Genomic DNA, 26,647 nt, shown 5'->3' on the forward strand with positions numbered 1-26,647 from the left:
GTGGCCTCTCCTCATGTGGGCACACGCCAGCACCTGCGCAGGCTGCGAACTTGAGCGCAGCCCGTTCAACTCGTGCCACTTTATTGCCCGCAGCGTTCCCCAGGTGACCAACTGAGCCCATCCCGAGGTGACTTCACCCGGGAGTGGGATTCGAACCTCGTGGCAAGGAGGCCGGTGGCAATGGTGCAGTTCGCAGGGGAGGGCAAGGTGCCCGTTCCGTATATCACCGCCTGGAGTGGGGAGCGGGTGGCCGTGCGTTCGCTGACGGTGCGGGCGGACGGGGCGGGGCTGGCGTACCGGGACGAGCGGGCCGGGGACCGGGATGCGCACGGGGTGTTGTGGAGCCGGGTCGGGGAGGCGCCGGGGGAGGGGCGGCCGCGGTTTCGGGCGGTGCATCCGGTGCGGCAGCGGCGGGCGTTGCTGGCGGGGCTGTGCCAGGTGTGCGGAGAGCCGGCGGGGCGGACCGGGCGCGGGGTGCTGTTTCTGCTGCCCCGTCAGGAGGGGCGCGCGTCGGGGTGGCCGGAGGGGGCGTACGGGATGAAGCCGCCGGTCTGTGTGGGGTGTGCGGCGGTGGCGGTGCGGCACTGTCCGCAGCTGGGCGATCCGGTCGCCGTGCGGGTGCGGAAGGCGCGGGTGCGCGGGGTGTACGGCGGGTTCCATGCGCCGGGCCGGGGCGGTGGGTTGGCCGCCGCTTCGGAGGACGGGTTCCTGCCGTACGGGCATCCGCATGCGGCGTGGTTCCTGGCATCGCAGCTGGTCGTGGAGTTGCGGCGGTGCACGGTGGTGGATCTGGCGGCGGAGACCGGCGGTGCGGCGGGCCCGGGGGCGGAAGCCGGAGGTCCGGCGGCGGCGTGACGCCGGGGCGTGCCGGGCCGCGCCGCCGCCGGATCGCTACGGATGGTTCACGGCGTCCTTCTGGAGTTCGACCGCGGCCAGCAGGCTCAGCTTCGGCTCGGCCTGACGCAGGGCCTTGACCGCCGCGACCGAGCCGATGTCTCCGGTGAAGTCCTTGGCCGCCAGCCGGGAGCGGACCCAGCGGGCGCGCAGCTCGCCTTCGGTGGCCGCGGCGGTGGATTCCGCGAGGGCGGCGGCGCGTTCCAGGCCCGGGCGTTCTTCGGGCGTGGCCTCGGCCAGTGCCTGACGCAGGGCCGCCGCGATCACCTCCGCGTCCCGGATGACCGGTACGACGTCGTGCTGCTTTCCGCTGTGCTTTTTTCCGCTCAGTCCTGCAAAGGGTGCCATGGTGACAACCGTGACGGTTGTGCTCCGCGTGTGACAAGGCGCTTGAGGGTTTCCAGAGCATCGGTCCGCCGTGCGCGTCGATCACCGGCTTGAGGCTGCCCTCGCATCCCGTGCTCTGTCCCGGCCGGGTCGCGTCCCGGCTGGAACGCGCAGGTCAGACGCGGGGTGCGGCCTGCGGATCCGTCGCCCGCAGCGCGTCCCACTCCCGCGCCAACATCGCGTAGATGACCTCGTCGGACCATTCACCGTCCAGGAGTTCGTTCTCGACGAGATGGGCCTCGCGGCGCATGCCGAGGCGTTCCAGGAGGCGGGCGGAGGCGGTGTTGCGGCCGTCCAACTCGGCCTGGATGCGGTGGAGTCCGAGGTGGTCGAAGCCGAGGGCGAGGAGGGCGCGGCTCGCCTCGGTGGCGTAGCCGTGGCCGTGGTGGTCGGGGTGGAAGACGTAGCCGATGCTCGCCTGGCGGTGGGTGGCGCTCGTCCAGGCGAAGGTGACGTCGCCGACGAGTACGCCGGATTCCCGGACCACGACGGCGAGTTGGAGGACGTCGCCCTCGGTGCGCAGCGTGGTGCGGGCGGTCTTCTTGGTGACGGAGTCGCGGGAGCCGGCCTCGTCGAACGGGCCCCAGTACAGATACCGGCAGACGTCGGGGAGGCGCTGGTAGGCGTGGATGGCGGCGAAGTCGTCGTCGGTGACCGGGCGGAGGTCGAGGCGTGCGGTGCGCAGCGGGTAGCGCGGGGTGAAGGGGAGCGGCGGGTGCGCGGGAGAGGTTGGCATCGGGGGAGCGTAGGCGGCTCAGGTTGACAGGCGCAGCCCATTTCCCTCACTCTTCCACTACTTAATTAGTGGAATGAGGGGTGTGCGGGTGCGACGGGCGACGAGTGGCCCCCTCGGCGGCGTTTCGAGGGGTGCGGCGATGGAGGCCACCGGCCTCGGCAGGCGCCACCGGCGCCACGGTGAGCTGCGAGGCTGCACGTTCCGGCTGCCCGCCGGACGCATCTGCGCCCTGGCCGGACCGGGCACCGGCACCCTCCTCGCGCTGGCCGCCGGACTCGTGCGTCCCACCGAGGGCGCCGTCCGCGTCTTCGGCGCCGACCCCAGGACGGCGGCCGGCCGCGGGCGGGTCGCGTACCTGGGCCGCGAGCGGGCCGGCCGGCCCTGGCGCACCGTTTCCGAGGCGCTGCGCCGCGCCCGCGCCCGGCACGACGGGCCCTGGCAGGCGGCGCGCGCCGCACGCGTGCTGGAGGCGGGACGAGTGCCGCTCCAGGCCCGGGTCGGGGAGCTGCCGGCGGAGCGGTACGCCCGCTTCGCGCTGGCCCTGGCGCTCGCGACGGGACCCGAACTGCTGCTGCTGGACGAGCCGTTCGCCGGACTCGGCCCGCTGTCCCGGCACGAGGTCGCCGCCCAGCTGATGGAGCAGGCGGCGGTGTACGGCACCACGATCGTGCTGTCCTCGCACGCCCTCGCCGAGCTGGACGGGATCTGCGACCACCTGCTGCTGCTCGGCGACGGCGGCGTCCGGCTGGCGGGCGAGGTGGACGACGTGATCGCCGCGCACGGGCTGCTGCTGGGCACCGCCGACCGGCCCGGGGCGCTGCCGTCCCGGCTCGCCGCGCATCCGGTCGTCGACACGCAGTGGTCGGGGCGGCGCTACACCGCGCTGGTACGGCGGCAGGGGCCGCTCGACGGGCCGTGGGAGGTGGCCGAACCGTCGCTGGAGGAGCTGCTGCTCGGGTGTCTGCGCTCGCCCGGGGCGCCCGCGCTCCCCGCGTCCGGCGCCGCACCGGCGGGCCCCCGGCTCTGGCAGCGGCCGGGCGTTCCGGGGCTGCCGCGGAACGCGGGCGCGCCCCGGGGCGGTGCGGCGTCCCCCGCGGCCGGCGGGCCGCTGCTGTCCGGCATCCCGCGCGGACGGCGGCAGGGCGGCGCGGCGCGCCCGGGACACGGCTGGGAACTGCACGGGAACGAAGGAGTGACGGTATGAGCACGGCGACGGAACCCCGGACGGCGGGGGCGGCGGGACGTACCGCCGGGACGAGCCGGCGGGGCGGTCCGCTGTGGCTGGTGTGGCGGCAGAACCGGGGGATGGCGCTCGGCCTCCTCGGCCTGCTGGTGGCCGGCGGCATCGCGATGGCGGTGCAGGGCGGCCTGATGTCCGGGTACCTCGCCCAGCACGACATCTCGGGCTGTGCGCTGATCTCCAACGACCCGCGCTGCGAGGGCCTCCAGGGCCAGGTGGAGGACTTCCGGGCGGCGTTCGGCAAGACCTTCCGGCTGGCGCAGCTGCTGCTGGTGCTGCTGCCCGCGCTGATCGGCCTGTTCGTCGGTGCGCCGCTGCTCGCCCGGGAGCTGGAGAACGGCACCCACAAGGTCGCGCTGACCCAGTCCGTCGGGCCGCTGCGCTGGCTGACCGCAAAGCTGGCGCTGCCCGCCGCGCTGGTGGCCGTCGCCGCCGCCGGGCTGGCCGCGGGCTACCTGTGGATGTGGCGCTCCGGCGGCCAGGAGACGCTGGGCGCGTACTGGTACTCCGCCTCCGGGTTCCAGGCGCTCGGGCCGGTGCCCGTCGCCCAGAGCCTGCTGGCGCTGGCGGTCGGCGCGCTGGTCGGGCTGCTGATCCGCCGGACCGTGGCGGCGATGGTCGTCACCCTCGGTGTCTCCGGCGCGCTGTCCCTTGCCTTCATGCTGGTCAGGGGGCATCTGCTGCCGCCCGTGATCACGGACTTCCCGCACGGCGGCCGGGTGCCGGACACCTCCTGGGTCCTGGGCGAGGGCAGCCTCACCACCAGCGGCGAGCGCCTCCCGCAGGGCACCTGCCCCGCCGGGCCGGGCATCGACGAGTGCCTCAAATCCCACCACGTCGGCGACGGCTCGTACCTCGTCCAGCACCCGGCATCCCAGCATTGGCCGATGGCCTGGATCGAGGCGGGCATCGCCCTCGCCCTGGCGGCGCTGGTGACGGTGGTGATCTACCGGGTCGTGCGGCGCCAGTTCGGCTGAGCTGCGCATTCCACGACGCGACGGCGTTCGTTCCCGCCCTTTGGGGGGTGGAACGGACGCCGTCGGCGCGTTCCGGGACGGCGGCGGGCGGGCGTGGCCGCGTTCCAGGGGTACCGGCGGGCGGGCGTGGCCGCGTTCCGAGGTGTTCCAGGGCGTTCCGGCCGCGTTCCAGGGCCGTCGGGGTTCGGGTGCGTTCCACGCTGTTCCACCGCGTTCCAGGCGTGTTCCGGGACGTTCCACCGCGTTCGGGCCGTATTCCGGGGCATCGGGGTTCCCGCGTCCCGGGGCATCCCACCGTCCGTATCCGCGGCGTTCCACCCCGCTCCGGGCGCCCCGGAACATGCCGCGGTGCCGCGCGCCCCGTGCGCCCCGCGCGCGGGCCGGATTCCGCCGCCCCGGCGGGCCCCGTACGCCCCTGTTTCCCACGCTCCGTTCCCGCTCGGTAGCGCCCCGCTTGCCTGGTCGCCACGTTCGCGTTACCGGTGATTCAGACGCGCTTGCGAGCATCGGTGAATGCAGCCCGCTGTGCCGAACGTTCCCCCACCACGGCTCTCAGCCGCGTACCCGTCCGACGCGCCTGGAACGCACCAGGCGCGGAAGAATGGGGACATGAACCAGCAGCCGAGCGCTCAGGTCCCCACCGAGACCGGGCGGGCGGCCCCGCCCCGGCCCGCCGTGGCGTCGCCGGACCGGGGCCCCGCGGCCCAGCCGTCGGTCGGTTCCATCGCGGCCCACCGCCCGAACGCGGTCGCCCCGTCCGTCCCGGAGCTGGCGCCCGATCTGGACTCCGATCCGGACGCCTACGAGGAGCACGCCGCCCCCGGGACGGACGGCGAGGCGCTGCCCGCCGGACGCTTCCTCGACCGCGAGCGCAGCTGGCTGGCGTTCAACGAGCGGGTGCTGGAGCTGGCCGAGGACCCGGCCACCCCGCTGCTGGAGCGCGCCAACTTCCTGGCGATCTTCGCGTCCAACCTCGACGAGTTCTTCATGGTCCGCGTCGCCGGGCTCAAGCGCCGCATCGCCACCGGCGTCGCCACCCGCTCCGCCTCCGGGCTCCAGCCCCGCGAGGTCCTCGATCTCATCTGGACCCGCTCGCGCGAACTCATGGCCCGGCACGCCGCCTGCTACCAGCAGGACGTCGCCCCCGCCCTCGCCGACGCCGGCATCCACCTCATCCGCTGGCCCGAGCTGACCGAGAAGGAACAGGCCCGCCTGTTCACCCTCTTCCGCCAGCAGATCTTCCCCGTCCTCACCCCGCTGGCCGTCGACCCCGCACACCCCTTCCCGTACATCTCCGGCCTCTCGCTCAACCTCGCCGTCGTCGTCCGCAACCCGGTCAGCGGCCACGACCACTTCGCGCGGGTCAAGGTCCCGCCGCTGCTCTCCCGCTTCCTGGAGGCCTCCCCGCAGCGCTACGTCCCGCTGGAGGACGTCATCGCCGCGCACCTGGAGGAGCTGTTCCCGGGGATGGAGGTCCGCGCCCACCACATGTTCCGGGTCACCCGCAACGAGGACCTGGAGGTGGAGGAGGACGACGCGGAGAACCTCCTGCAGGCGCTGGAGAAGGAGCTGATGCGGCGGCGCTTCGGGCCGCCGGTGCGGCTGGAGGTCGAGGAGTCCATCGACCCGTCCGTCCTCGACCTGCTCGTCCAGGAACTGAAGATCTCCGAGGCCGAGGTCTACCCGCTGCCCGGCCCCCTCGACCTCACCGGGCTCTTCGGCATCGGCGCACAGGACCGGCCCGAGCTGAAGTACCCCAAGTTCGTCGCCGGGACTCACCGCGACCTCGCCGAGGTCGAGTCCGCGTCCGCGCCCGACATCTTCGCCGCCGTCCGCGCCCGCGACGTGCTGCTGCACCATCCGTACGACTCGTTCTCCACCTCCGTCCAGGCGTTCCTGGAACAGGCGGCGGCCGACCCGGACGTGCTGGCGATCAAGCAGACGCTCTACCGCACCTCGGGCGACTCGCCCATAGTCGACGCGCTGATCGATGCCGCCGAATCCGGCAAGCAGGTCCTCGTCCTCGTCGAGATCAAGGCCCGCTTCGACGAGCAGGCCAACATCAAGTGGGCGCGGAAGCTGGAGGAGGCCGGCTGCCACGTCGTCTACGGGCTCGTCGGCCTCAAGACGCACTGCAAGCTGTCGCTCGTCGTCCGCCAGGAAGGCGAGACGCTCCGCCGCTACGCCCACGTCGGCACCGGCAACTACCACCCCAAGACCGCCCGGCTCTACGAGGACCTCGGCCTGCTCACCGCCGACCCGCAGGTCGGCGCGGACCTCTCCGACCTCTTCAACCGGCTCAGCGGCTACTCCCGGCGCGGCACCTACCGCCGCCTGCTGGTCGCCCCCCGCTCGCTGCGCGACGGGCTGCTCCAGCGGATCGCCAAGGAGATCACCCACCACCGCGCCGGGCGCCCCGCCTACGTCCGCATCAAGGTCAACTCCATCGTCGACGAGGCGGTCATCGACGCGCTCTACCGCGCGTCCCGGGCCGGCGTACCCGTCGACGTCTGGGTGCGCGGCATCTGCGCGCTGCGCCCCGGGGTGCCGGGACTGAGCGAGAACATCCGGGTCCGCAGCGTCCTCGGCCGCTTCCTGGAACACTCCCGGGTCTTCGCCTTCGGCAACGGCGGCGAGCCCGAAGTGTGGCTGGGCAGCGCCGATATGATGCACCGTAACCTCGACCGGCGGATCGAGGCGCTGGTGCGGGTCACCGACCCCGCGCACCGCGCCGCCCTCAACAGACTGCTGGAGACCGGGACTTCGGACACCACCTCGTCCTGGCATCTCGGCCCCGACGGCGACTGGACCCGCAACGCGGTCGACGCGGACGGCACGCCGTTGCGCAACGTACAGGAAATGCTCATTGACGCGCGGAGGCGCCGGCGTGGCCCAGCGACCTGACCTGCCGGCCGGGGGGCCGGGCGGTCTCATCGGCATCGGCATCGGACCCGAGCCCGGCCCGGGATGCGGCACGCGGGCCGCGGTGGTGGACGGGCCCGGCCCGTACGGCGGCGTCCCCGAGGCGGCGCCGGGCGACGGCGCCACCGCCGGACAGGCCCTCGCCGCCTACCTCCACGACCGGTCCGGGGACTTCCTGCGCAGCCTGCGGCAGCACCGCGAGAGCGGTTCGGACGCCGACGGCGCCGAGGCGGCCGCCCGGCAGCTGCGCCGCGCCGCCCGCCGGATCAGCGCCACCCTGCACACCTTCCGGCCGCTGACCGAGGAGGCGTGGTCCGATCAACTCCGCGCCGAACTGGGCTGGTTGTCCGGCACGCTCGCCCGTGAGCACGCCCTCGCCGACCGCCGCGACCGCCTGATGGGCGCCCTCCAGCGCCTCACCGGCCGCACCGACCGGCCGCAGCCCGCCGGCCGCGCCACCGGGCGCGGGGAGCGCACGGCCGCCGCCCGGAGCGCCGTACCCGCGCGCGGCCGCGCCGACGCCGGTACGGAGCCGGCCGAGGCGGCGGACGGGCCGGACGGCGACGGGCTGCTGTCGACGGGCGCCGCGCGCGCCGCCGCCCTCCTCGACCGGCAGCTCACCCTGGCCCGCAGCCGCGCCCACTCCGCCGCCCTCCAGGCGCTGGGCTCCGCCCGCTTCCACGCGCTCGCGGACGCGGTGGCGGTCCTGGCGTCCGAGGCGCCGCCGGCCCGCGCGGCCGGCACCGCGGCGGCCGCCGGGGCGCTCCTGCCGCTCGCCGAGAACGCCCACCGCCGCCTCGCCGAGGCCGTCGCCGCGCTGCCACCGGCACGCGCCGGACACGCCTACCCGTCCGACGCGCTCTCCGCCGAGCACCGCCAGGACACCCCCTGGCACCAGGTGCGCACGCTGGTCCGGCTCAGCCGCTACGCCCAGGAGGTCGTGGCGCCGGGCCGCGCCGATCCGCGGCTGGCGGAGGCCGGGCGGGCGCTGGGCCGCCACCGCGACGCCGCCGAGGCCGCGTCCGCCGCGGCGTCCGCCGCCCGCACGCCCCGCATCGCCCCGGCCACCGCGTACGCCCTCGGCGTCCTCCACGCCGACCAGCGCCACGAGGTGGCCGCGGCCCGCCATGCCTTCAGCCGCCTGTGGCTCCCCGGGCCCGCGCCCGAGAGCCGCTGGGGCTGACGCCCGCCAACGACGTCCGAAGGAGGCCCGTGACCGGCAGGAGGAGCGACGAGATGGCGGCGGCGAGCGAGGCGAAGCGCGGCCCGGACGAGCCGGGGGCGCGCCCGATCCGAGCCGCGGGCTGCGTCCTGTGGCGCCCGGCGGGCAACGGCGACGGGCTGGAGATCGCGCTCGTCGGCCGGCCCCGGTACGGCGACTGGTCGCACCCCAAGGGCAAGCTGAAGCGGGGCGAGAGCTTCCGGACGGCGGCGGTCCGCGAAACGGTCGAGGAGACCGGCATGACCTGCGACCTCGGCCCCCGGCTGCCCACCGTCCACTACGTCGTCGACGGCCGCCCCAAGGAGGTCCGCTACTGGGCCGCCGAGGCCACCGGCGGCGGCTTCGTCCCCAACCGCGAGGTCGACCAACTGCTGTGGCTGCCCCCGCAAGCGGCCCGCGCCCGGGTCACCCAGGAACGCGACCGGGGGTTGGTGGATGCGTTGTTGGAGGTGTTGCGGGGGGCGGGGGCGCTGGGGTGAGGGGCGTGCGGGTGCGCCCTTGAGTTTCCGGGCGCCTCCCGGTGCCGACGGCGTGTGCCCGTACGCGTACGCCCGGCCCCGTATGCGCGCGGGTGCGGCCGGCTCCGGCCGCACCGCCCGTTCCGTATCCCGGGACCGGAAATTCCCGCTCCCCGCTCAGGAATGCGCCGGCCGGATCTCCCACACCTGGCTGCTGTTCCCGCCCGCCTTGTTCAGGTCGAGCCGGGGCGGATAAATGAGCAGCGGCGAGATGTCCAGCGCGTAATTGCGGTCCTCGGCGGCGAGCAGCCGGTAGGTGCCGGGCGCGCCCGCCGGGTCGAGATGCCAGGCCGCCGGTGCGGTCCGTGCCACCGCCGGCTCATGGGCGCCCGGCCCGCCGCGGTGGCCGAGGAACGTGCCGCTGCGCACATTGCGGAGCGTGCAGTCGCCGCCGTCGTCGCAGCGGACCTCCCACCGCTGCGCGTTCGGCTGCGCCGCGGGCGGCTCCAGCGTGACGTGCGCATCGGCGTCCGGCGCCGGCTGGGTCACCCGCTGTCCGCGCTGGCCCAGGGTGTAGACGCCGTCGGCGAGCGGCGCGGCGTCTGCCGGCGGGGTGGCCGCGGCGCCGGTGGCGGGCACCGCGGCGGACAGCACGGCGACCGCCCCGAGGGCGGCGGCGCGGACGGTGGTGCGGGATGCGCGAGGCCGGGGCGCCGGGTGGGCGGCGGTCGGGCGGTCGGGGCGCGGTCGAAGCGGCAGGGTCAACGTTCTCTCCCGGGTGCGGAATTCACGGCGCGCCCGGAATTCTGCTCCGGCAATTCCCGGAATCCGGGCGCCGGACGAATCTAGTGCGGAATTCCGCGCCGGGGCGGGCGGAGCCGGGACGGCGGGTCGGGCGGGTGAAAGGAGTTCGAATTCCGGCGGAGGAATTCGAAAAAGGCCGCCCGTGTCGGTCCTGCTCCCGCGCGGGTCCCGTGCCGGCCTTGCTCCCGCCCGGCCCCGCCGGGGCGCCTCCGGGGAGCCCCGGCCGTCCGTGTGCCGCGTCTGCGGTCAGACGCGGGTCGCGGCCCGGACCAGCGCGGCGACGGCCCGGGAACGGCTGTGGGGCGGCCAGGCGATCACCGTCGTGACCGGCGGCGCGTCCGGAACCGGCACGGTGGCGAGATCCTCGCGGAGCTGATCGCGGCAGGACTCCGGCGCGATCCAGCAGGTGCGGCCGAGCGCGATCAGCTGGAACAGCTGCGTATGGTCCCGGGCCTGCGGACCGGGCCCGTCCGGATAGCTGCCGTCCGGGCCCGGCCAGCGGGGCAGCGGAAGGCCGGGCAGCTCGCTGACCTCGGCCGTTTGCACCTCGGAGCGGTCGGTGAGCGGATGCCCGGCCGGCAGCACCACCACCTGGCCCTCGGTGCACAGCTCCTCCGTGTCCAGGCCGGCGGTGCCGTCGTACGGCAGGTGCAGCAGCGCCACGTCGGCCCGCCCGTCGCGCAGCATGCGTTCCTGCTCGCCGATGCCGCACAGCAGCAGATCGACGGCGACCGCATCGGGCTCGGCGGCGTACGCGTCGAGCAGCCTGGCCAGCAGCGCGCCGGAGGCACCGGCCTTCGTGGCGAGGGCCACGCCCGGCCGGCCGGGCGCGGCGCGCGCGGCCCGGCGGGTGCGGCGTTCGGCGGCCTCGACCGCGTCGAGCGCCGCCCGCGCCTCCCGCAGGAGCACCGCCCCGGCGTCCGTCAGCGCCACCGCGCGGCTGGTGCGGGTCAGCAGCGCCGCCCCGAGGCGCCGTTCGAGATGGCGGATCGCCCGGGACAGCGGCGGCTGCGCGATCCCGAGCCGCTGTGCGGCCCGCCCGAAGTGCAACTCCTCGGCGACGGCCACGAAGTACCGCAACTCCCTTGTCTCCACGCTCGCCAGGCTACGGGCCCCGCCAGGCCGCGGGTCGCGCCGCCCGCGCCGGATCCACCGCCCCACCAGCGGCGATACCCGTGCGGTATCGCCGCCCACCGCATCGGTGTTGGCCGCCCGCCACCGGCCCCGCCCAGGATCGGCGGTATGAGCGAACAGACCACCGCGCTGGTGACCGGCGCGAACAAGGGCATCGGATACGAGATCGCCGCCGGACTGGGTGCCCTCGGCTGGCGGGTCGGGATCGGCGCCCGGGACGCGGAGCGGCGCGCGGCCGCCGTGGCGCGGCTGCGGGAGTCCGGGGCCGACGCGTTCGGCGTGCCGCTCGACGTGACCGACGACGCGAGCGTGCGCGCGGCGGCCCGGACGGTCGAGGACCGCGCCGGACGCCTCGACGTCCTCGTCAACAACGCCGGGATCACCGGGGCCGTGCCGCAGTCGCCCACCACGGTCGACCCGGCGACGGTCCGGGCGGTGGTGGAGACCAACGTCATCGGCGTCATCCGCGTCACCAACGCGCTGCTGCCGCTGCTGCGCCGCTCCCCGTCGCCGCGGATCGTGAACGTCTCCAGCGGCACCGGCTCCCTCACCCGGCAGACCACCCCCGGCACCGACACGGGCCCGATCGCCGTCGCCTACGCGCCGTCGAAGACCTTCCTCAACGCCGTCACCGTCCAGTACGCCAAGGAGCTGCGCGAGACGAACATCCTGGTCAATGCGGTCTGCCCGGGGTATTGCGCGACCGATCTCAACGGTTTTAGCGGCACCCGGACCCCGCAGCAGGGCGCGGCGGCTGCGATCCGGCTGGCGACGCTGCCGGATGACGGCCCGACCGGCGGCTTCTTCGAGGACGCGGGCCCGGTGCCGTGGTGACCCGGCCGCCGGCCCCCGCGACGCCGCGGGCCGCGACGGGTCACCGCCGCCGCAGCGCCGCGTCCGCCACCGCCGGGGCGACGTAGTAGTTGTCGGCGGGGTTGAGGTCGCAGCCAGGCGGGACGATGGCGTCGATGCGGTCCAGGAGGTCCGCGCCCAGCGTCACGTCCGCGCCCGCCAGCAGGCCGTTCAGCTGGTCGAGGGTGCGCGGCCCGATGATCACGGACGTCACCGCCGGGTGCGCGCGGACGAACGCCGTCGCCAGATGCGGCAGCGTCATCCCCGCCTCCGCCGCCACCTGCTTCAACTCCGCCACCGCCTCGGCCTTGCGGGCGTTGCCCGGCAGCGACAGGTCGAACTTCTGCGTCTCCAGCGACGCCCGCGAACTCACCGACAGATCCCGCCCGGACAGCCAGCCGGCGCCCAGCGGACCCCAGGTCAGCACGCCCATCCCGTACCGCTGGGCGGTCGGCAGCACCGCCGCCTCCACGCCGCGGTTCAGGATCGAGTACGGCGGCTGCTCGGTGCGGAAGCGGACGTGGCCGCGCCGCTCGGAGACCCACTGCGCCTCGACGATCTGCTCGGCGGGGAACGTCGAACTCCCCACCGCCAGCACCTTTCCCGCCCGGACGAGGTCCGACAGCGCGCCGAGCGTCTCGTCCAGATCGGTGGCCGGGTCGGGGCGGTGCATCTGGTAGAGGTCGATGCGGTCGGTGTCCAGCCGCCGCAGGCTGTCCTCGACCGCGCGGACGATCCAACGCCGGGAGCCGCCCCGCTGGTTGGGGTCGTCGCCCATCGGCTGGTGGAACTTGGTCGCCAGCACCACCTCGTCGCGGCGGCCCTTGAGCGCCCGGCCGACGATCCGCTCCGACTCGCCCGCCGCGTACATGTCGGCGGTGTCCACGAAGTTGATGCCGGCCTCCAGCGCCCGCTGGACGGCCCGCACGCCCTCGTCGGGGTCGGTGCCGCCCATGGGGCTGAGCATCATCGCGCCCAGCGCGAACTCGCTCACTGAAATCCCGGTGCCGCCGAGCGTCCTGTGCCTCATCTGCTGTTCCTCCTGGGGAGAGTGGGGTGGGTGCCGCGTCACGGCCCCACGAAGATCGGGAAGACACCCCCGAGCCCTGCCCGCCGGCCCCGCGGGTCCGGCGGCGGACGACCTCAGCCTGCGGTCCGCGCCCGCGCGCCACCAGACCCGCCGCATCCTGGGTCCGGCAGAACCACCCGAGCGGGCCCCGCCGCATACTGGGCGGATGCCGTCTGCCGAAGCCGAGATCAGCTCGTTCCTCAAGGCCCGCCGCGCGGCGCTCGATCCGGACGCCCTCGGGCTGCCCGGCGGGCTGCACCGCCGCCGGGTGCGCGGTCTGCGCCGCGAGGAGGTCGCCGGCCTCGCCGGCATCAGCGTCGACTACTACACCCGTATCGAGCAGGGCCGCGCCCCCGCGGTCTCCGACGGGGTCCTCGACGCCCTCGCCGGGGCGCTGCGGCTGACCGGCGGGGAGGCGACGTATCTGCGCAACCTCGCCTCCCGCGGCCGCCGCGCACCGACGGGCCCGGGTGCACCCGGCCGGACCGTACGGCCCGAGGTGCGGCAGCTGCTGCACGCGATGGACGGCGCGGTTCCGGCGATGGTCGTCGGCCGCGGCCTGGACCTCCTCGCCTGGAACGCGCTGGGCGGCCGGATCGCCTTCGACCTCGAATCCGTCGCCCCCGACCGCCGCAACTCCGCGCTGCTGGTCTTCCTCGACCCGGCCGCCCGCACCCTCCACCCGGACTGGGAACGCGTCGCCGAGCAGGTGGTCGGCACCCTGCGCGCCGAGAGCGGCCGCTGCCCGGGCGATGCCCGGATCGCCGCGGTCGTCGGTGAACTCCTCGACCGCAGCCCGGAGTTCCGCACCGCCTGGGAGGCCCAGGCGGTCAGCGAATGCCGCTACGGCGTCAAACGCATCGTCCACCCCTGGGTCGGCGCCATGGACCTCACCTTCGAGAGCCTCCGCCTCGCCGCGGAGGACGACGACCAGACCTTGGTGACCTACAGCGCCCCGGAAGGCTCCCGGACGGAAACCCGGCTGCGGGAGCTGGCGCGGAGGGTGGCGGGGGAGCGGGTGCCGGCGGCGTGAGGGCCCGGCCGGTGCGCGCGGGCCGTGGCGGCCCGCCGGGCCCGGCCCGTACGCGGTGAACGCCCCCGCCGGGCCTCACCCCCGGGGCGCCACCGCCGCCCACTCCACCGTGACCTCGCCCTGACGGCGGCGGCGCGGGTCGCCGGTCAGCGGCCAGTCGGCGGCCAGCGCACGGGTCGCGGCCAGCCAGCGCTGCCGGGCGCCCAGCGCGCCGAGCGGGGCGGCCGCCGCCCAGGCGCGGTCGAAATCGCGGAGGAAGGCATGTATCGGTTCACCCGGAACATTGCGGTGGATCAACGCCTTCGGCAGCCGTTCGGCCAGGTCGGACGGGGTGTCCAGGGAGGCGAGCCGGGCCGCGAAGGTCACCGTGCGCGGCCCCTCGGGCCCCAGCGCCACCCACACATGGCGGCGCCCGATCTCGTCGCAGGTGCCCTCGACCAGCAGCCCGTCCGGCGCCAGCCGCGCGCAGAGCCGCCGCCAGACCGCCGCGACCTCGTCCTCGTCGTACTGCCGCAGCACGTTCGCCGCCCGGATCAACGCCGGCGCCCGCCCCGGGGCGCCGGGCAGCGGCACCTCGAACCCGCCGTGCCGGAACTCCAGCCCGGGCCGCTCGAACGGCCGGGCCGCCGCCACCCGCTCCGGATCTATCTCCACCCCGACCACCCGCGCGTCCGGCCGGGCCGTCCGCAGCCGCGTCAGCAGCTCCAGCGCCGTCCAGGGCGCCGCCCCGTAGCCGAGATCGACGGCGACCGGGTCCCCGCTGCGCCGCAGCGCCGCCCCGTGCTCGGCGGCGATCCAGCGGTCCATCCGGCGCAGCCGGTTCGGGTTGGTGGTGCCCCGGGTGGCGTTCCCGACGGGACGGGCGGACGGGGCGGCGGAGCGGCGGGGCATACGACGAGCCTAAGCGGCCTCGGGGCGGATCCCTTCCGAGCTGCGGTGATCACGTCCAGTCGGCACCCCGCCGCGAAGGGTAACGGATCGATAACGGTCAGAACGCGGGCGGTCCGGGGGAAATGGAAGCCGCGCCCGCGTTGTTACACCAGGCCGGAGGCGCGCAGCCCGCCACAGGAGAGAGGTAGCTCGCAGTGAGCCATTACGTGTCCCGGCTCCGCAGCCGTCCCCTCGGCCAGCACCCGGGCCCGCCCCGGCTGCGGCTCCCCGGAGCCGGCCGCCGCCCCCGCCGGGTGGCGATGCTCAGCGTCCACACCTCCCCGCTCCACCAGCCCGGCACCGGCGACGCCGGCGGCATGAACGTCTACATCGTCGAACTGGCCCGGAAGCTCGCCGCGATCAACATCGAGGTGGAGATCTTCACCCGCGCCACCACCGCCACCCTCCCGCCCGCCGTGGAGCTGGCCCCCGGCGTCCTCGTCCGTCACGTCGACGCCGGGCCGTACGAAGGGCTCGCCAAGGAGGAGCTGCCCGCCCAGCTCTGCGCCTTCACCCACGGCGTGATGCAGGCCTGGGCGGGCCACCGCCCCGGCCACTACGACCTCGTCCACGCCCACTACTGGCTCTCCGGCCACGTCGGCTGGCTCGCCGCCGAACGCTGGGGCGTCCCGCTCGTCCACGCCATGCACACCATGGCCAAGGTCAAGAACGCCTCGCTCGCCGCGGGCGACACCCCCGAGCCCGCCGCCCGCGTCATCGGCGAGACCCAGATCGTCCGCGCCGCCGACCGCCTCATAGCCAACACCGCCGAGGAGGGCGACGAGCTGGTCCGCCACTACGACGCCGACCCCGCCCGGGTCGCCGTCGTCCACCCCGGCGTCAACCTCGACCGCTTCCGCCCCCTCGGCCCCGGCGCCACCCCCGTCACCCTGACCGGCCCCGGCGCGGACGCCTCCGTCGCCGCCGGCCGCGCCGCCGCCCGCGACCGCCTCGGCCTGCCGCAGGACGCGCTGATCCCGCTCTTCGCCGGGCGCATACAGCCCCTCAAGGCCCCCGACGTGCTGCTGCGGGCCGTCGCCGTCCTCCTGGAACAGCGGCCCGAGCTGCGCTCCCGGCTCGTCGTCCCGGTGGTCGGCGGCCCCAGCGGCAGCGGCCTGGCCAAGCCCGAGGAGCTCCAGAAACTCGCCGCCCTGCTCGGTATCGCCGACGTCGTCCGCTTCCGCCCGCCGGTCGGCCAGCAGCAGCTCGCCGACTGGTACCGCGCCGCATCCGTGCTGGTCATGCCCTCGTACAGCGAATCCTTCGGGCTCGTCGCGATCGAGGCGCAGGCGTGCGGCACCCCGGTGATCGCCGCCGAGGTCGGCGGTCTGCCGGTGGCCGTCCGCGACGGCGTGACCGGTCAGCTCGTCCCCGGCCACGACCCGGCCGACTACGCCCGCGCCCTGGACCGCTTCGTCACCGATCCGGCGCTGCCCGCCCGGATGGGCGCCGCGGCAGCCCGGCACGCCCAGTCCTTCGGCTGGGACACCGCGGCAGCCGCCACCGGCGACGTCTACGCCGCCGCACTGCAGGAAAGGCGCCGTCACCTACGATCACCCCATGGCTGACGAGGCGACTGAGGTGCAGAGCGGGCGGACGGACCGGGGTGCCGGGACGGCCGCCGCCGCGGTGATCGAGCGCACGCTCGGCGAGGCCGGGCTGGAGTGGGAGTCCCCCGCCCCCGGCCGCTACGTCGTCACGCTGCCCGGCACCCGCAAGCTCGCCACCACCTGCTCCCTCGTCGTCGGCCGCCACTCCCTCTCCGTCAACGCCTTCGTCGTCCGGCGCCCCGACGAGAACCACGAGGCCGTCCACCGCTGGCTCCTGGAGCGCAACACCCGCCTCTACGGCGTGAGTTACGCGATCGACCAGCTCGGCGACGTCTACCTCGTCGGGAAGTTCCCGCTCACCGCCGTCACCGAGGAGGAGCTGGACCGCATCCTCGGCACCGTCCTGGAGAACGCCGACGGCAGCTTCAACACCCTGCTGGAGATGGGCTTCGCCACGGCGATCCGCAAGGAGTACGCCTGGCGGGTCGCCCGCGGCGAGTCGACGCGGAACCTTGAGGCGTTCGGTCATCTGACGCGGGGAGCGGGGGAGGAGTGAGACCGGGGAGGGAGCCCCTCCCCGGCATCCGGCCGCGCGCCCCTGGAATCGCCCGCCTGCGCCCCGCCGTTGCGGACGCCCGGCCCCGCCGCACCCCCGAAGGCGTCCCTCGCGCCCACCGGGGGCCGTCCACCCGCCGGGCCGCCGCCCGCCGTGAGGCGTAAGGACTCGGCGTCCGGTGTCCGCGCCCGTGCGCCGGCCGCCGGTGCGCCGCGGCCGGCCGTACCCGCCGAACCCACCGGCTTCATCGAACCCACCGGCTTCATCGAGCCCGTGGAATGCACCGTCGCCACCGGCTCGCCGGACCCGCCGGGCCCGGGGCGTCCCCCCGGTCTGCCCGTGCCGCCGGTCCCGCAGACCACCCCCACGATCAGACTGGCCGTCATGACCGCGGCGGCCACCGTCGCCGCCCGCCGGATCACCCGCTGCTCCGCCGAATCCATCCCTGCCGTCTCCCTCCGCCTCCGTGTACGGCCGTTCCCCGAAGGGCGCTCCGGCGCCCGGTGCCGTACCTCGCGTCGCGCCCGCGCCCCGGCGCGGCACCGGCGCCCGCGCCCCCCGTCCTCCGTACGCGATCCACCGGGCGACCGCCGCGCTGCCGCGGACCCCGTGTTCAGCATCGTGGACCCGCCGGGCCGGGCGCGAGGGGGCTGACACCCGTATCGGGGGCGCGGCCACCCCGACAGCACGCCTCCGGACCCGAACGCCGAGGTTGTCCGGACCTCTTCCGCCCGTCCGCGACCCGTGGCATCCTCACGCCGTCAGCAACCTGAACACCGATCACATACGTATACGTGGGAGGGCGGGACGCATGGTGACCACGAGGCGAGGGCTGCTCGGCGGTGCGATCGGGGCCGCCGCGGCGGCGGCCCTGCCGCCCGGCAGCGCGACCGCCGCACCCCGGCCCGGACCGGCCACCGGACGGCCGCCGTCCGCGGAACCGGCCGATGCCCGCGCCCCCACGGCCGCGCTCTGGCGGGAGTTCGCCCGCAGCCCCTTCACCCACCCGCAGATCCCCTACGTGGGCCGCGCCGGATACCGCGGCGGCGCCGAGGTGCCCCGGCGACCCGTGGTGGCCGACGCGGTCCGGGATTACGGCGCCCGCCCCGACGGCTCGGCGGACGCCGCCCCGGCCCTCAACCGCGCGCTGCGGGACGCCGGACGGCGCGGCGGCGGCACCGTGTACCTCCCGCCGGGCACCTACCGCATCGACTCCGTCATCCGCATCGGTCACGACGACGTCGTGCTGCGCGGCGCGGGCAGCGGCCGCACCACGCTGTACGCCACCCGCAGCCTCACCGACCTCATCGGCCCGTACGGCAGCCGCTACGGCGGCGACAAATCCAGCTGGTCCTGGGCGGGCGGCCTCGTCTGGCTCTGCCCGCAGGCACGTTGGGAGTCCCTGACGGAGGCGATCACGGCACGGGAGTGGCCGTTCGAGGGCTGGACCGGCAACCGCCGCGACGCCTGGCGCACCCTCACCACCATCCGCCCCGCCCGCCGCGGCGAGAGCACCCTCACCGTCGCCGACACCACCGCCCTGCGCCCCGGCGCCCGCGTCCTGCTCCAGCTCTCCGACGACGCCGACCACACCCTGCTACGCCATATGAGCGGCGACATCCCGGGCGCCGCGGACTACTCCTGGGACGACAAGACCAAGCTCACCTCGTACGTCCCCTACGAGTGGCCCTGCCGGATCACCGCCGTCGACCCCCGGCGCCGCCGCATCACCCTCGACCGTCCGCTGCCGCTCGACACCCGCCCCGCCTTCCGCCCCCGCCTCACCACCCACATCAGGCCGCTGACCGGCGCCGGGGTCGAGGCGCTCACCCTGGAGATGACCGAGACACCGCAGTCCCCGCACCTCCTCGACAAGGGCTACAACGGCGTCGCCCTCCAGTGCGCCTGGGACTGCTGGGTCGACGACGTCCACGTCCGCCACGTCGACAACGGCTTCCTGCTCGTCGCCGCCAAGGCGTGCACGCTGCGCCGCACCCGCGTCTCCGGGCGCGGCAGCCACCACCCGTACTGCTGCCGCGAGGGCTCGCACGACAACCTCGTCGAGGACTTCACCCTCGACCGCCGCACCGTCCCGGCGCCGCCCGGCACCCAACTGCACGGCATCAACGTCGAGGGGCTGTCCAGCCACAACGTCTGGTCACGGGGCCGGATGGCGATGGGCACCTTCGACACCCACCGCGGACTGCCGTTCGCCAACGTCCGGACGGACATCACCCTCACCAACGACGGCGCACACGGCGGCGACGGCAGCGCCGGACCGCTCTACGGCGCCCGCTTCACCCACTGGAACATCACCGTCACCAACCACCGCGCCGGCTGCGTACGGCTCGACGACATCGCCCCGTACAGCGCGACCGTCGCGATCAGCGAGGTCCGCCCGTTCGGCCAGATCGACACCCCCGACTTCACCGGACCGCTGCGCACCCGCGCCGAGCGGTACGGACACCCGGGCACGGTCTTTCCGCCCAACCTTTACGACGCCCAGCGCGCGCTGCGGCCGTGAGGCGCCGGTGCCCGGCAGACGGCGCAGCAGCAGCGCGTAGCCGACCGCCGCGACGGTGCCGACGACGGCGCAGTCCGCCCACAGCACCTGCGGCCCGTAGTGGTCGATGACGGTGCCGCCGACCAGCGGCGCGGCCAGCGAGGCGACCGACCACGACATGGCGTACATCCCCTGGTAGCGACCGCGGGCGTGGGTGGGCGAGAGGCGGACCACCAGCCCCATCTGGGTGGGGGAGTTGACGATCTCGCCGAGCGTCCAGACGGCGACGGTCACCGCGTACACCGCGACCGAACCGCCGACCGCGGTGAGCCCGAAGCCGTACCCGGCCAGCAGCGCGGAGCCGATCAGCAGCGCGGTGGGGCTGCGGTGCTCGATGAAGCGGGTGACCGGTATCTGGAGCAGCACGATCAGCGCGCCGTTCACCGCGATGACCAGTCCGAAGTCGCCGCTGCCGAACCCGTCGAGGCCCATCGACACCGGCAGCGACACATACGCCTGCTGGAAGAGGAGCGCGAGGAGGAGGTTGAGCCCGACGACCGTCATGAAGCGGCCGTCGCGCGCCACCGTCAGCATCGACACCCGCGCGGGCGCCGCCCGCTCCCCGCCGTCCGCCTCCGCCGCCTGCGGACGGGACTCCGGCAGCTTGCGGAACACCACCAGCGCGCAGACCAGCACCAGCGTCGCCTCGCCGAGGAAGAGCAGCAGATAGCCGTGCTCCGCGATCAGCCCGGCGGCCGTCGAGGAGACGGCGAAGCCGATGTTGATCGCCCAGTAGTTGAGCGCGAAGGCGCGGGTGCGGTCCTCGGGCGCGACGATGTCCGCCATCATCGCCTGCACGGCGGGCCGCGAGGCGCTGGAGGCGGCGCCGACGACACCCGCCACCGCCGCGATGGCCACCGGATGCGTCATGAACCCGAGCGTCGCCACCGACCCGGCGGTCGCCAGCTGCGACAGCAGCATCGTCGGCCGCCGCCCGACCCGGTCCGTCAGCACCCCCGACCCGACGGAACCCACCACCCCGCCGAGCCCGTAGAGCGCCCCGACCAACCCGGCGTACGAGGCGGAGTAGCCGCGCTCGACGGTCAGGTAGAGGGCCAAAAACGTGGAGACGAACCCGCCCAGGCGGTTGACCAGGGTGCTGGTCCACAACCACCAGAACGCGGCCGGCAGACCGGAGAAACTCGCGGGCAGAGCCCTGGCGAACCGCGATGCTGCGGGCATGTCATTTTCCCCCGACGATGAGCGGACGACGGCACCGCGCACGGCACCCGACCGGACCGGCGGCGCCCCCACCGGGCACCGCCACCGACCGGAAAACTACTGAGCGCCCCGACGCCGCGGCCATCGAATTGACGGGAACCGTCAAACGTCCCGGGGGCGGGCACCACCGGCCACGCGCCCCCGGCGCACCCGCCCCGCGCCGGGCCCCCGGGCCGGCGGAAGACACCGCGCGGCCGGGGCACCCGTCCCCCGCCGCCCGCACCGGCCACGCCCGCCCGCCCCCACGCCCACCTGCGGCTTCGGCCCGGCGGCCGCCCCGGGTGCCGCTCCCCGCCCGGCCCGGCCTCGCGGCGTTCACCCGCCGGGCGTCGATTAGGCTCGAAGGCATGGCCGACGCACCGTACAAGCTGATCCTCCTCCGCCACGGCGAGAGCGAGTGGAACGCGAAGAACCTGTTCACCGGCTGGGTGGACGTCAACCTCAACGAGAAGGGCGAGAAGGAGGCGGTCCGCGGCGGAGAGCTGCTGAAGGACGCCGGTCTGCTCCCCGACGTCGTGCACACCTCCCTCCAGAAGCGCGCCATCCGCACCGCGCAGCTGGCCCTGGAGGCCGCCGACCGCCACTGGATCCCCGTCCACCGCAGCTGGCGCCTGAACGAGCGCCACTACGGCGCCCTCCAGGGCAAGGACAAGGCGCAGACCCTCGCCGAGTTCGGCGAGGAGCAGTTCATGAAGTGGCGCCGCTCGTACGACACCCCGCCGCCGGCCCTCGCCCGCGACGCCGAGTTCTCCCAGTTCGACGACGCGCGCTACGCCGCCCTCCCGCCGGAGCTGCGCCCGCGGACCGAGTGCCTCAAGGACGTCGTCGTCCGCATGCTCCCGTACTGGTTCGACGGCATCGTCCCCGACCTGCTGGCCGGCAAGACGGTCCTGGTCGCGGCCCACGGCAACAGCCTCCGCGCCCTGGTCAAGCACCTCGACGGCATCTCCGACGCCGACATCGCGGGCCTCAACATCCCCACCGGCATCCCCCTCTCCTACGAGCTGGACGCCGACTTCAAGCCCGTCACCCCGGGCGGCACCTACCTCGACCCGGAGGCCGCCAAGGCCGCCATCGAAGCGGTGAAGAACCAGGGCAAGAAGAAGTAATCCCTGACGACAAGCCCCCTGCCCGCGGATTCTCCGTGGGCAGGGGGCTTGTCGCCGTTCCGGGGCCGTCCGTGGGCCGGCGGGCTATTTCTCGATCAGCCACTGCACGAACAGCACCGCTGTCACCAGCAGCACCGCGCCCTCCACTCAGTCCGACCACGTGAACTCGTGCTTCTTCTTCTTGACCTGGGGCCCTTGCTCCTCGGCCATGCTTCCTCCCCCGCGGCAGTCACCTACAAGATCGACATCCACCCAACCACAGGCGGCGGGCGGACCGCCGCGTCCTTCGCCGCTCCCGGGGTGCGGCTCAGATCACTTCCTGCTGCCCCTGCTGCGGCTGGTCCAGTTGCTGTTCGCGCATCCGTTGGTCCGCGCGCAGCCCCTCCACCGTGGTGGCGAACGCCTCCAGGTTCTCCCGGTCGTCCGGGAGGGCGTACGGCGCGATCCCCAGCTCCAGCGCGGTGGTGTGCTGCTCCATGCTGTCGGCAGTCTGCTGGAGGTTGAAGGCCCGCTCCCGCGGCTTGAAGTACCCGGCGGCGCCCGTGACGACGGTGACGACGAACGCGAGGGCGATCAGCGCGCCTTTCGCCGGTTGCGGTGGGTCGAACCAGGCCGTGACCGCCGAGATCGCGGCCGAGCTGAGGAACAGCAGCCACTGCATCACCAGATGCACCCGCCGGTAGTGCCGCGACTCCCGGCGCAGCCGAGCGACCTCCCCGGGGATGCGCTCCTTGTACGACGCCTGCCGCTCCACCGTGGGCGGGGTGAGCCGCCGCGCCTCCAGGATGCGGCGCTCCTCGGTGAGTTCGAGTTCGAGCTTCAGCTTCTTCAGCGGGGTGCGGGCGTCCCGCCACGGCGAGCTCCCGTCGAACTCGACCATGAACTGCACGAGGGTGGCGATCGCCAGCACGACGAGCAGGCCGAGCAGGGTGCCGTTGAGCGCCCCCGGCATGTCCGAGCGCAGCCAGATCAGCAGATTCAGCGCCGCCCACACCGCCGGCGTCAGCACCAGCAGCACGGGCGTGAGCCACAGGCCGAGTACCTGAAGGCGCCGGTTCTTGATCCGCTGCTGGAGGTCGGCGATCTCCCTGCGGTGCTCGATCAGGGCATCCGTGGTGTGCGCGTCGGTCGGCTGCGGCATGGCGTGTGCGTTCCCCCTGATGCGAATCCCGCGGGCCCCCCGGCCCGCCGCTCCGTCAGCTTACGGCCGTACGGGGGACCCGCCGCCCCCTGACCTGCGGGCCCGCGACTCGTACGCCACCGCCGTCACGCAGGCACCCAGCGCAAAGCCCCGCGCACCCGAAGGTGCGCGGGGCCGTCGTGCCTCTGGGGCGGCCGCCCGAACGTCAGCCGCAGGATCCGCCGCACTGGCAGGGCGCGCCGCCCTGGCAGCCGCAGCTGCACCCGGCGCCGCAGCCGCATGCGCCGAGCAGCGGCAGACGGGGCCGTTCGCCGGGGACCTGTTCGGTGCGGGCCGTCGTCTCGTGGTTCTCCGTGCGTGCCATGACTTGCCTCCTCTGGATCACCTGCCGCCATTCCAAGCCCGCGCACCGCGGCGCGTCAACGGCGCGTGGAGGCACACGGCCCCGGCGCACGCGACCGGCACCCGGCCCCGGCAGGCCGGCGCCGCCGCCCCGGCCGGCCCGCCGCCGGGCCCGTCCGCGCCCGCCGCGAGTGGCCGGATCAGGCGCCCTCGACGCCCGTCGGCGGGGCGATCTCGTCGGCGTGCTCACCGGTCACCAGGTAGACCACCCGCTTGGCCACCGAGACCGCGTGGTCGGCGAACCGCTCGTAGTAGCGGCCCAGCAGCGTCACGTCCACGGCCGTCTCGATGCCGTGCTTCCAGCGGTCGTCCATCAGGTGCTGGAAGAGCGCGCGGTGCAGCCGGTCCATCGCGTCGTCGTCCTGCTCCAGCTGGAGCGCCAGATCGACGTCCTTGGTGATGATGACCTCGCCCGCCTTCGCCATCAGGCGCTGCGCCAGCTGGCCCATCTCCAGGATGGTGGCGTGCAGATCACGCGGTACGGCCGTCTCCGGGAAGCGCAGCCGGGCCAGCTTCGCGACGTGCTGGGCGAGGTCACCGGAGCGCTCCAGGTCGGCGCTCATCCGCAGCGAGGTGACGACGATCCGCAGGTCGGTGGCGACTGGCTGCTGCCGGGCGAGCAGGGTTATCGCCCGGGCCTCCAGATCGCGCTGCAGATCGTCGACCTTCTCGTCGGCGGCGATCACGCTCTCGGCCAGCTTGAGGTCCGCGTCCAGGATCGCCGTGGTGGCGCGCCCGATCGCGGAGCCGACGAGGCGGGCCATCTCGACCAGGCCTTCGCCGATCGAATCCAGCTCCTCGTGGTACGCGTCCCGCATCTGTGACCTTCTCTCGCATCGACTGGTGACGTGGGCGAACGGAGGCGCGGACGATGCGCACACACGTTCCGCTCCCACGCTCCCACGGACGGTGTGCGGACGGAGCGGACTCCGCGAAGAGCCCGCCGGCCGCCCGGGGCCCGGGGAAGGGGGCCTCGGACGGGCCCGGAGAGTGTCCGGGTGCCGGATCCGGCACGGACGCCGGAAGCACCGGCTCCGGCGGACCGTTCCGGCACCGCGCCGTGCGCCGCCGCGGGCCCGCTTGACGCCCGCATCCGCACGGCTCACAGTGCGCGGGCATCACGAAGAGCGGTGCCACCGGGGGTGAAGCGGGGACGGCCTCAAGGTGAACTCTGGGCGACGCGGCCACGGCCGGAGCGGCGCACGGAACGGCCCCCGAGGCGCCCCCGCACGCCCGTGACGTGCCCCTTCCGGGGGGAGCACGCGGAGCCGCCCGGCGCGGCCGAGGGCGCCGGAACGGCCGGGAATCACCCCGAACAGCCGATTCGCGGCCGCCGGAATGAACCACTTCTGACGCCACGGTGAACTCTGGGCGACGGGTGTTCGAGCAGACACCCGGACGGCTGGGGAAGTGTCGGACCTGCCGCATAACCTGGAGTCATGAACGTGGACGCGGCCTTCGCCGCAGTGGCAGCCGTCGCCGGTCTGGGGACCGGCGTCTTCGCCATGCTGGCGTTCCGCTGGAGCGAGCGGGACCAGGTCAAACCCACCCGCACCTCCCTGCACACCGACGCCGTCCTGCCGCCCGGGGTCGACACCGTACTCTCCGTCCTCCGCTCCTCCGCCGTCGTGCTCGACGAGTCCGACGCCGTCGTCAAGGCCAGCTCCGCCGCGTACGCCCTCGGGCTGGTCCGCGGCGGGAAGCTCGCGGTCGAGCCGATGATGCAGATGACCCGCGACACCCGCCGCGACGGCGAGATACGCCAGGTCGAGCTGGATCTGCCCCGCCGCGGCACCGGCCGCGGCGACACCCTCGCGGTCTCCGCCCGCGTCGCCCCGCTCGGCTCCCGGCTGGTGCTCCTCCTCGTCGAGGACCTCACCGAGGCCCGCCGCATCGAGGCGGTCCGCCGGGACTTCGTCGCCAACGTCAGCCATGAGCTGAAGACCCCGGTCGGCGCGCTCTCCCTGCTGTCCGAAGCGGTGATGGACGCCAGCGACGACCCCGAGGCCGTCACCCGCTTCGCCGGCCGGATGCAGAACGAGGCCACCCGCCTGACCAACCTCGTCCAGGAGCTGATCGACCTCTCCCGGGTCCAGAACGACGACCCGCTGGAGGACGCCGAGCCGGTGCCGGTCAAGGAGCTGGTCGCCGAGGCGATGGACCGCTGCCGCCAGCCGGCCGGCACGAAGCAGATCACCATGGCCTCCAACATGGGCGTGCCCTCCGGCTCCACCGCGGAGAGCGAGAGCGCCCGCCGCCCGCTGCCCGTCCCCGACCTGCACGTCTGGGGCAACCGCGGTCAGCTCGCCGCCGCCCTCGGCAATCTCGTCGAGAACGCCGTCAACTACTCCCCGGCGCACACCCGCGTCGGCATCGCCGCCCGCCGGGTGTCCGCGCCCGGGGGCGACCTGATCGAGATCGCCGTGACCGACCAGGGCATCGGCATCTCGGAGAAGGACCGGGACCGCATATTCGAGCGGTTCTACCGCGTGGACCCGGCGCGCTCGCGCGCCACCGGCGGGACCGGCCTCGGCCTCGCCATCGTCAAACACGTGGCCGCCTCCCACGGCGGAGAGGTCACCGTGTGGAGCGCTGAGGGACAGGGCTCCACCTTCACCCTGCGTCTCCCGGAAGCCGGCGCCGTACGCGACCGCGAACGCTCCGACGACCGCACCGCTGCGGAGGGCCTCGACGACGAGGACCGCCCGTACGAGACCTTCAACGATCCACTTCCCGCTCACCCCGCCCCGGAGGTCCTTCCGTGACCCGAGTGCTCGTCGTCGAGGACGAGGAATCGTTCAGCGACGCACTGTCGTACATGCTCCGCAAGGAGGGCTTCGAGGTCGCCATCGCGGCGACGGGCCCCGACGGCCTGGACGAGTTCGAGCGCAACGGCGCCGATCTGGTCCTGCTCGACCTGATGCTGCCGGGCCTGCCCGGCACCGAGGTCTGCCGCCAGCTGCGGGGCCGCTCCAACGTCCCGGTCATCATGGTGACCGCCAAGGACAGCGAGATCGACAAGGTCGTCGGCCTGGAAATAGGAGCCGACGACTACGTCACCAAGCCGTTCTCCTCGCGCGAGCTGGTCGCCCGGATCCGCGCGGTGCTGCGCCGCCGCGGCGAGCCGGAGGAGGTCGCGCCGCAGGCGCTGGAGGCCGGTCCGGTCCGCATGGACGTCGACCGGCACGTCGTGACCGTCGGCGGCGGCAAGGTCGACCTGCCCCTCAAGGAGTTCGACCTCCTGGAGATGCTGCTGCGCAACGCCGGCCGGGTGCTGACGCGTATGCAGCTCATCGACCGCGTCTGGGGCGCCGACTACGTGGGCGACACCAAGACGCTGGACGTCCACGTCAAGCGGCTCCGGGCCAAGATCGAACCGGACCCGGGCGCCCCGCGCTACCTCGTCACCGTCCGCGGCCTGGGCTACAAGTTCGAGCCGTAACCGTG

At 74.5% G+C, this 26,647-nt stretch carries 23 protein-coding genes and 1 pseudogene; 14 read left to right on the plus strand and 10 right to left on the minus strand.

Features of this window, described 5'->3' with window-relative positions; all coding sequences use genetic code 11:
* Positions 1 to 180: 180 nt before the first annotated feature.
* Positions 181 to 855, plus strand: a complete 675-nt coding sequence (locus ABT345_RS28035) for a hypothetical protein (protein WP_345079070.1) — start codon at positions 181 to 183, stop codon at positions 853 to 855.
* Between the two features lie 36 nt (positions 856 to 891).
* Here ABT345_RS28035 and ABT345_RS28040 read toward each other — a convergent pair whose 3' ends face one another.
* Positions 892 to 1,242, minus strand: coding sequence for a hypothetical protein (locus tag ABT345_RS28040; RefSeq protein ID WP_345079073.1), 351 nt, complete (start codon positions 1,240 to 1,242; stop codon positions 892 to 894).
* 154 nt (positions 1,243 to 1,396) lie between these two features.
* Positions 1,397 to 2,017, minus strand: a complete 621-nt coding sequence (locus tag ABT345_RS28045; protein WP_345079076.1) for a GNAT family N-acetyltransferase — start codon at positions 2,015 to 2,017, stop codon at positions 1,397 to 1,399.
* A 139-nt stretch (positions 2,018 to 2,156) separates the two neighbouring features.
* Here ABT345_RS28045 and ABT345_RS28050 point away from each other — a divergent pair, with 139 nt between their 5' ends.
* The 5 genes from ABT345_RS28050 (at position 2,157) to ABT345_RS28070 (ending at position 8,857) form a co-directional block, all read left to right on the plus strand.
* On the plus strand, positions 2,157 to 3,221 hold the full coding sequence (locus ABT345_RS28050; protein WP_345079079.1) for an ATP-binding cassette domain-containing protein: 1,065 nt from the start codon (positions 2,157 to 2,159) through the stop codon (positions 3,219 to 3,221).
* On the plus strand, positions 3,218 to 4,234 hold the full coding sequence (locus tag ABT345_RS28055; RefSeq protein ID WP_345079082.1) for an ABC-2 membrane transporter-related protein: 1,017 nt from the start codon (positions 3,218 to 3,220) through the stop codon (positions 4,232 to 4,234). The genes ABT345_RS28050 and ABT345_RS28055 overlap by 4 nt, the downstream gene beginning before the upstream one ends.
* A gap of 609 nt (positions 4,235 to 4,843) precedes the next feature.
* Positions 4,844 to 7,138 carry an RNA degradosome polyphosphate kinase gene (locus ABT345_RS28060; RefSeq protein ID WP_345079085.1) on the plus strand — a complete coding sequence of 765 codons (2,295 nt, stop codon included), beginning with the start codon at positions 4,844 to 4,846 and terminating at the stop codon, positions 7,136 to 7,138.
* Positions 7,122 to 8,339: a CHAD domain-containing protein gene (locus ABT345_RS28065; RefSeq protein WP_386459421.1), complete on the plus strand. Its 1,218-nt coding sequence runs from the start codon at positions 7,122 to 7,124 to the stop codon at positions 8,337 to 8,339. The genes ABT345_RS28060 and ABT345_RS28065 overlap by 17 nt, the downstream gene beginning before the upstream one ends.
* A gap of 53 nt (positions 8,340 to 8,392) precedes the next feature.
* On the plus strand, positions 8,393 to 8,857 hold the full coding sequence (locus ABT345_RS28070) for an NUDIX hydrolase (RefSeq protein ID WP_345079872.1): 465 nt from the start codon (positions 8,393 to 8,395) through the stop codon (positions 8,855 to 8,857).
* A 156-nt stretch (positions 8,858 to 9,013) separates the two neighbouring features.
* Here ABT345_RS28070 and ABT345_RS28075 read toward each other — a convergent pair whose 3' ends face one another.
* Together ABT345_RS28075 and ABT345_RS28080 are read right to left on the minus strand one after the other, a co-directional pair.
* Positions 9,014 to 9,601 carry an RICIN domain-containing protein gene (locus ABT345_RS28075; protein WP_345079088.1) on the minus strand — a complete coding sequence of 196 codons (588 nt, stop codon included), beginning with the start codon at positions 9,599 to 9,601 and terminating at the stop codon, positions 9,014 to 9,016.
* A 285-nt stretch (positions 9,602 to 9,886) separates the two neighbouring features.
* A complete protein-coding gene (locus tag ABT345_RS28080) occupies positions 9,887 to 10,735 on the minus strand; it encodes a LysR family transcriptional regulator (protein ID WP_345079091.1) in 849 nt (282 codons plus the stop codon).
* A gap of 147 nt (positions 10,736 to 10,882) precedes the next feature.
* Between ABT345_RS28080 and ABT345_RS28085 the strand changes: the two genes are divergently transcribed.
* Complete coding sequence (locus ABT345_RS28085; RefSeq protein WP_345079094.1) at positions 10,883 to 11,608, plus strand: SDR family oxidoreductase; 726 nt, start codon at positions 10,883 to 10,885, stop codon at positions 11,606 to 11,608.
* Positions 11,609 to 11,648: 40 nt separating this feature from the next.
* Here ABT345_RS28085 and ABT345_RS28090 read toward each other — a convergent pair whose 3' ends face one another.
* Positions 11,649 to 12,656, minus strand: a complete 1,008-nt coding sequence (locus ABT345_RS28090; protein ID WP_345079097.1) for an aldo/keto reductase — start codon at positions 12,654 to 12,656, stop codon at positions 11,649 to 11,651.
* Between the two features lie 205 nt (positions 12,657 to 12,861).
* Here ABT345_RS28090 and ABT345_RS28095 point away from each other — a divergent pair, with 205 nt between their 5' ends.
* Complete coding sequence (locus tag ABT345_RS28095; RefSeq protein WP_345079100.1) at positions 12,862 to 13,728, plus strand: helix-turn-helix transcriptional regulator; 867 nt, start codon at positions 12,862 to 12,864, stop codon at positions 13,726 to 13,728.
* 75 nt (positions 13,729 to 13,803) lie between these two features.
* On the opposite strand, the gene ABT345_RS28100 is transcribed toward ABT345_RS28095, so the two are convergent.
* Positions 13,804 to 14,619 carry a class I SAM-dependent methyltransferase gene (locus ABT345_RS28100; protein WP_345079103.1) on the minus strand — a complete coding sequence of 272 codons (816 nt, stop codon included), beginning with the start codon at positions 14,617 to 14,619 and terminating at the stop codon, positions 13,804 to 13,806.
* Between the two features lie 194 nt (positions 14,620 to 14,813).
* Here ABT345_RS28100 and mshA point away from each other — a divergent pair, with 194 nt between their 5' ends.
* The 3 genes from mshA (at position 14,814) to ABT345_RS33285 (ending at position 19,288) form a co-directional block, all read left to right on the plus strand.
* Positions 14,814 to 16,226 (plus strand): D-inositol-3-phosphate glycosyltransferase, encoded by a 1,413-nt coding sequence (mshA, locus tag ABT345_RS28105; protein ID WP_345079106.1) that lies wholly within the window; start codon positions 14,814 to 14,816, stop codon positions 16,224 to 16,226.
* Complete coding sequence (locus ABT345_RS28110; protein ID WP_345079109.1) at positions 16,219 to 16,764, plus strand: type III secretion system chaperone family protein; 546 nt, start codon at positions 16,219 to 16,221, stop codon at positions 16,762 to 16,764. Before mshA ends, ABT345_RS28110 begins: the two co-directional genes overlap by 8 nt.
* A gap of 811 nt (positions 16,765 to 17,575) precedes the next feature.
* The gene (locus tag ABT345_RS33285) at positions 17,576 to 19,288 is read left to right on the plus strand and encodes a glycoside hydrolase family 55 protein (protein WP_386459428.1); all 1,713 of its coding nucleotides are present in this window, start codon (positions 17,576 to 17,578) and stop codon (positions 19,286 to 19,288) included.
* Positions 19,289 to 19,291: 3 nt separating this feature from the next.
* Here ABT345_RS33285 and ABT345_RS28120 read toward each other — a convergent pair.
* A pseudogene (locus ABT345_RS28120) lies at positions 19,292 to 20,509 on the minus strand (MDR family MFS transporter); the annotation flags it as partial.
* 386 nt (positions 20,510 to 20,895) lie between these two features.
* Between ABT345_RS28120 and ABT345_RS28125 the strand changes: the two are divergent.
* Entirely contained in the window at positions 20,896 to 21,657 is a 762-nt protein-coding gene (locus ABT345_RS28125; RefSeq protein ID WP_345079115.1) for a phosphoglyceromutase, read from the plus strand.
* A 307-nt stretch (positions 21,658 to 21,964) separates the two neighbouring features.
* Here the strand turns inward: ABT345_RS28125 and ABT345_RS28130 are convergent, their stop codons facing one another.
* From ABT345_RS28130 to phoU, 3 genes are all read right to left on the minus strand, one after another.
* Positions 21,965 to 22,798, minus strand: a complete 834-nt coding sequence (locus ABT345_RS28130) for a DUF4231 domain-containing protein (RefSeq protein ID WP_345079118.1) — start codon at positions 22,796 to 22,798, stop codon at positions 21,965 to 21,967.
* A gap of 205 nt (positions 22,799 to 23,003) precedes the next feature.
* Entirely contained in the window at positions 23,004 to 23,162 is a 159-nt protein-coding gene (locus ABT345_RS28135) for a hypothetical protein (RefSeq protein WP_157848096.1), read from the minus strand.
* 178 nt (positions 23,163 to 23,340) lie between these two features.
* Positions 23,341 to 24,018, minus strand: a complete 678-nt coding sequence (gene phoU, locus ABT345_RS28140; RefSeq protein ID WP_030288826.1) for a phosphate signaling complex protein PhoU — start codon at positions 24,016 to 24,018, stop codon at positions 23,341 to 23,343.
* A gap of 621 nt (positions 24,019 to 24,639) precedes the next feature.
* Here phoU and phoR point away from each other — a divergent pair.
* Positions 24,640 to 25,965, plus strand: a complete 1,326-nt coding sequence (gene phoR, locus ABT345_RS28145) for a two-component system sensor histidine kinase PhoR (protein ID WP_345079126.1) — start codon at positions 24,640 to 24,642, stop codon at positions 25,963 to 25,965.
* A complete protein-coding gene (gene phoP / locus ABT345_RS28150; RefSeq protein ID WP_052856056.1) occupies positions 25,962 to 26,642 on the plus strand; it encodes a two-component system response regulator PhoP in 681 nt (226 codons plus the stop codon). Before phoR ends, phoP begins: the two co-directional genes overlap by 4 nt.
* The last annotated feature ends 5 nt before the right edge of the window (positions 26,643 to 26,647 follow it).

The sequence above is a fragment of the Streptomyces sp. NPDC000404 genome (genome assembly GCF_040300365.1).
Lineage (GTDB): Bacteria > Actinomycetota > Actinomycetes > Streptomycetales > Streptomycetaceae > Streptomyces > Streptomyces ramulosus.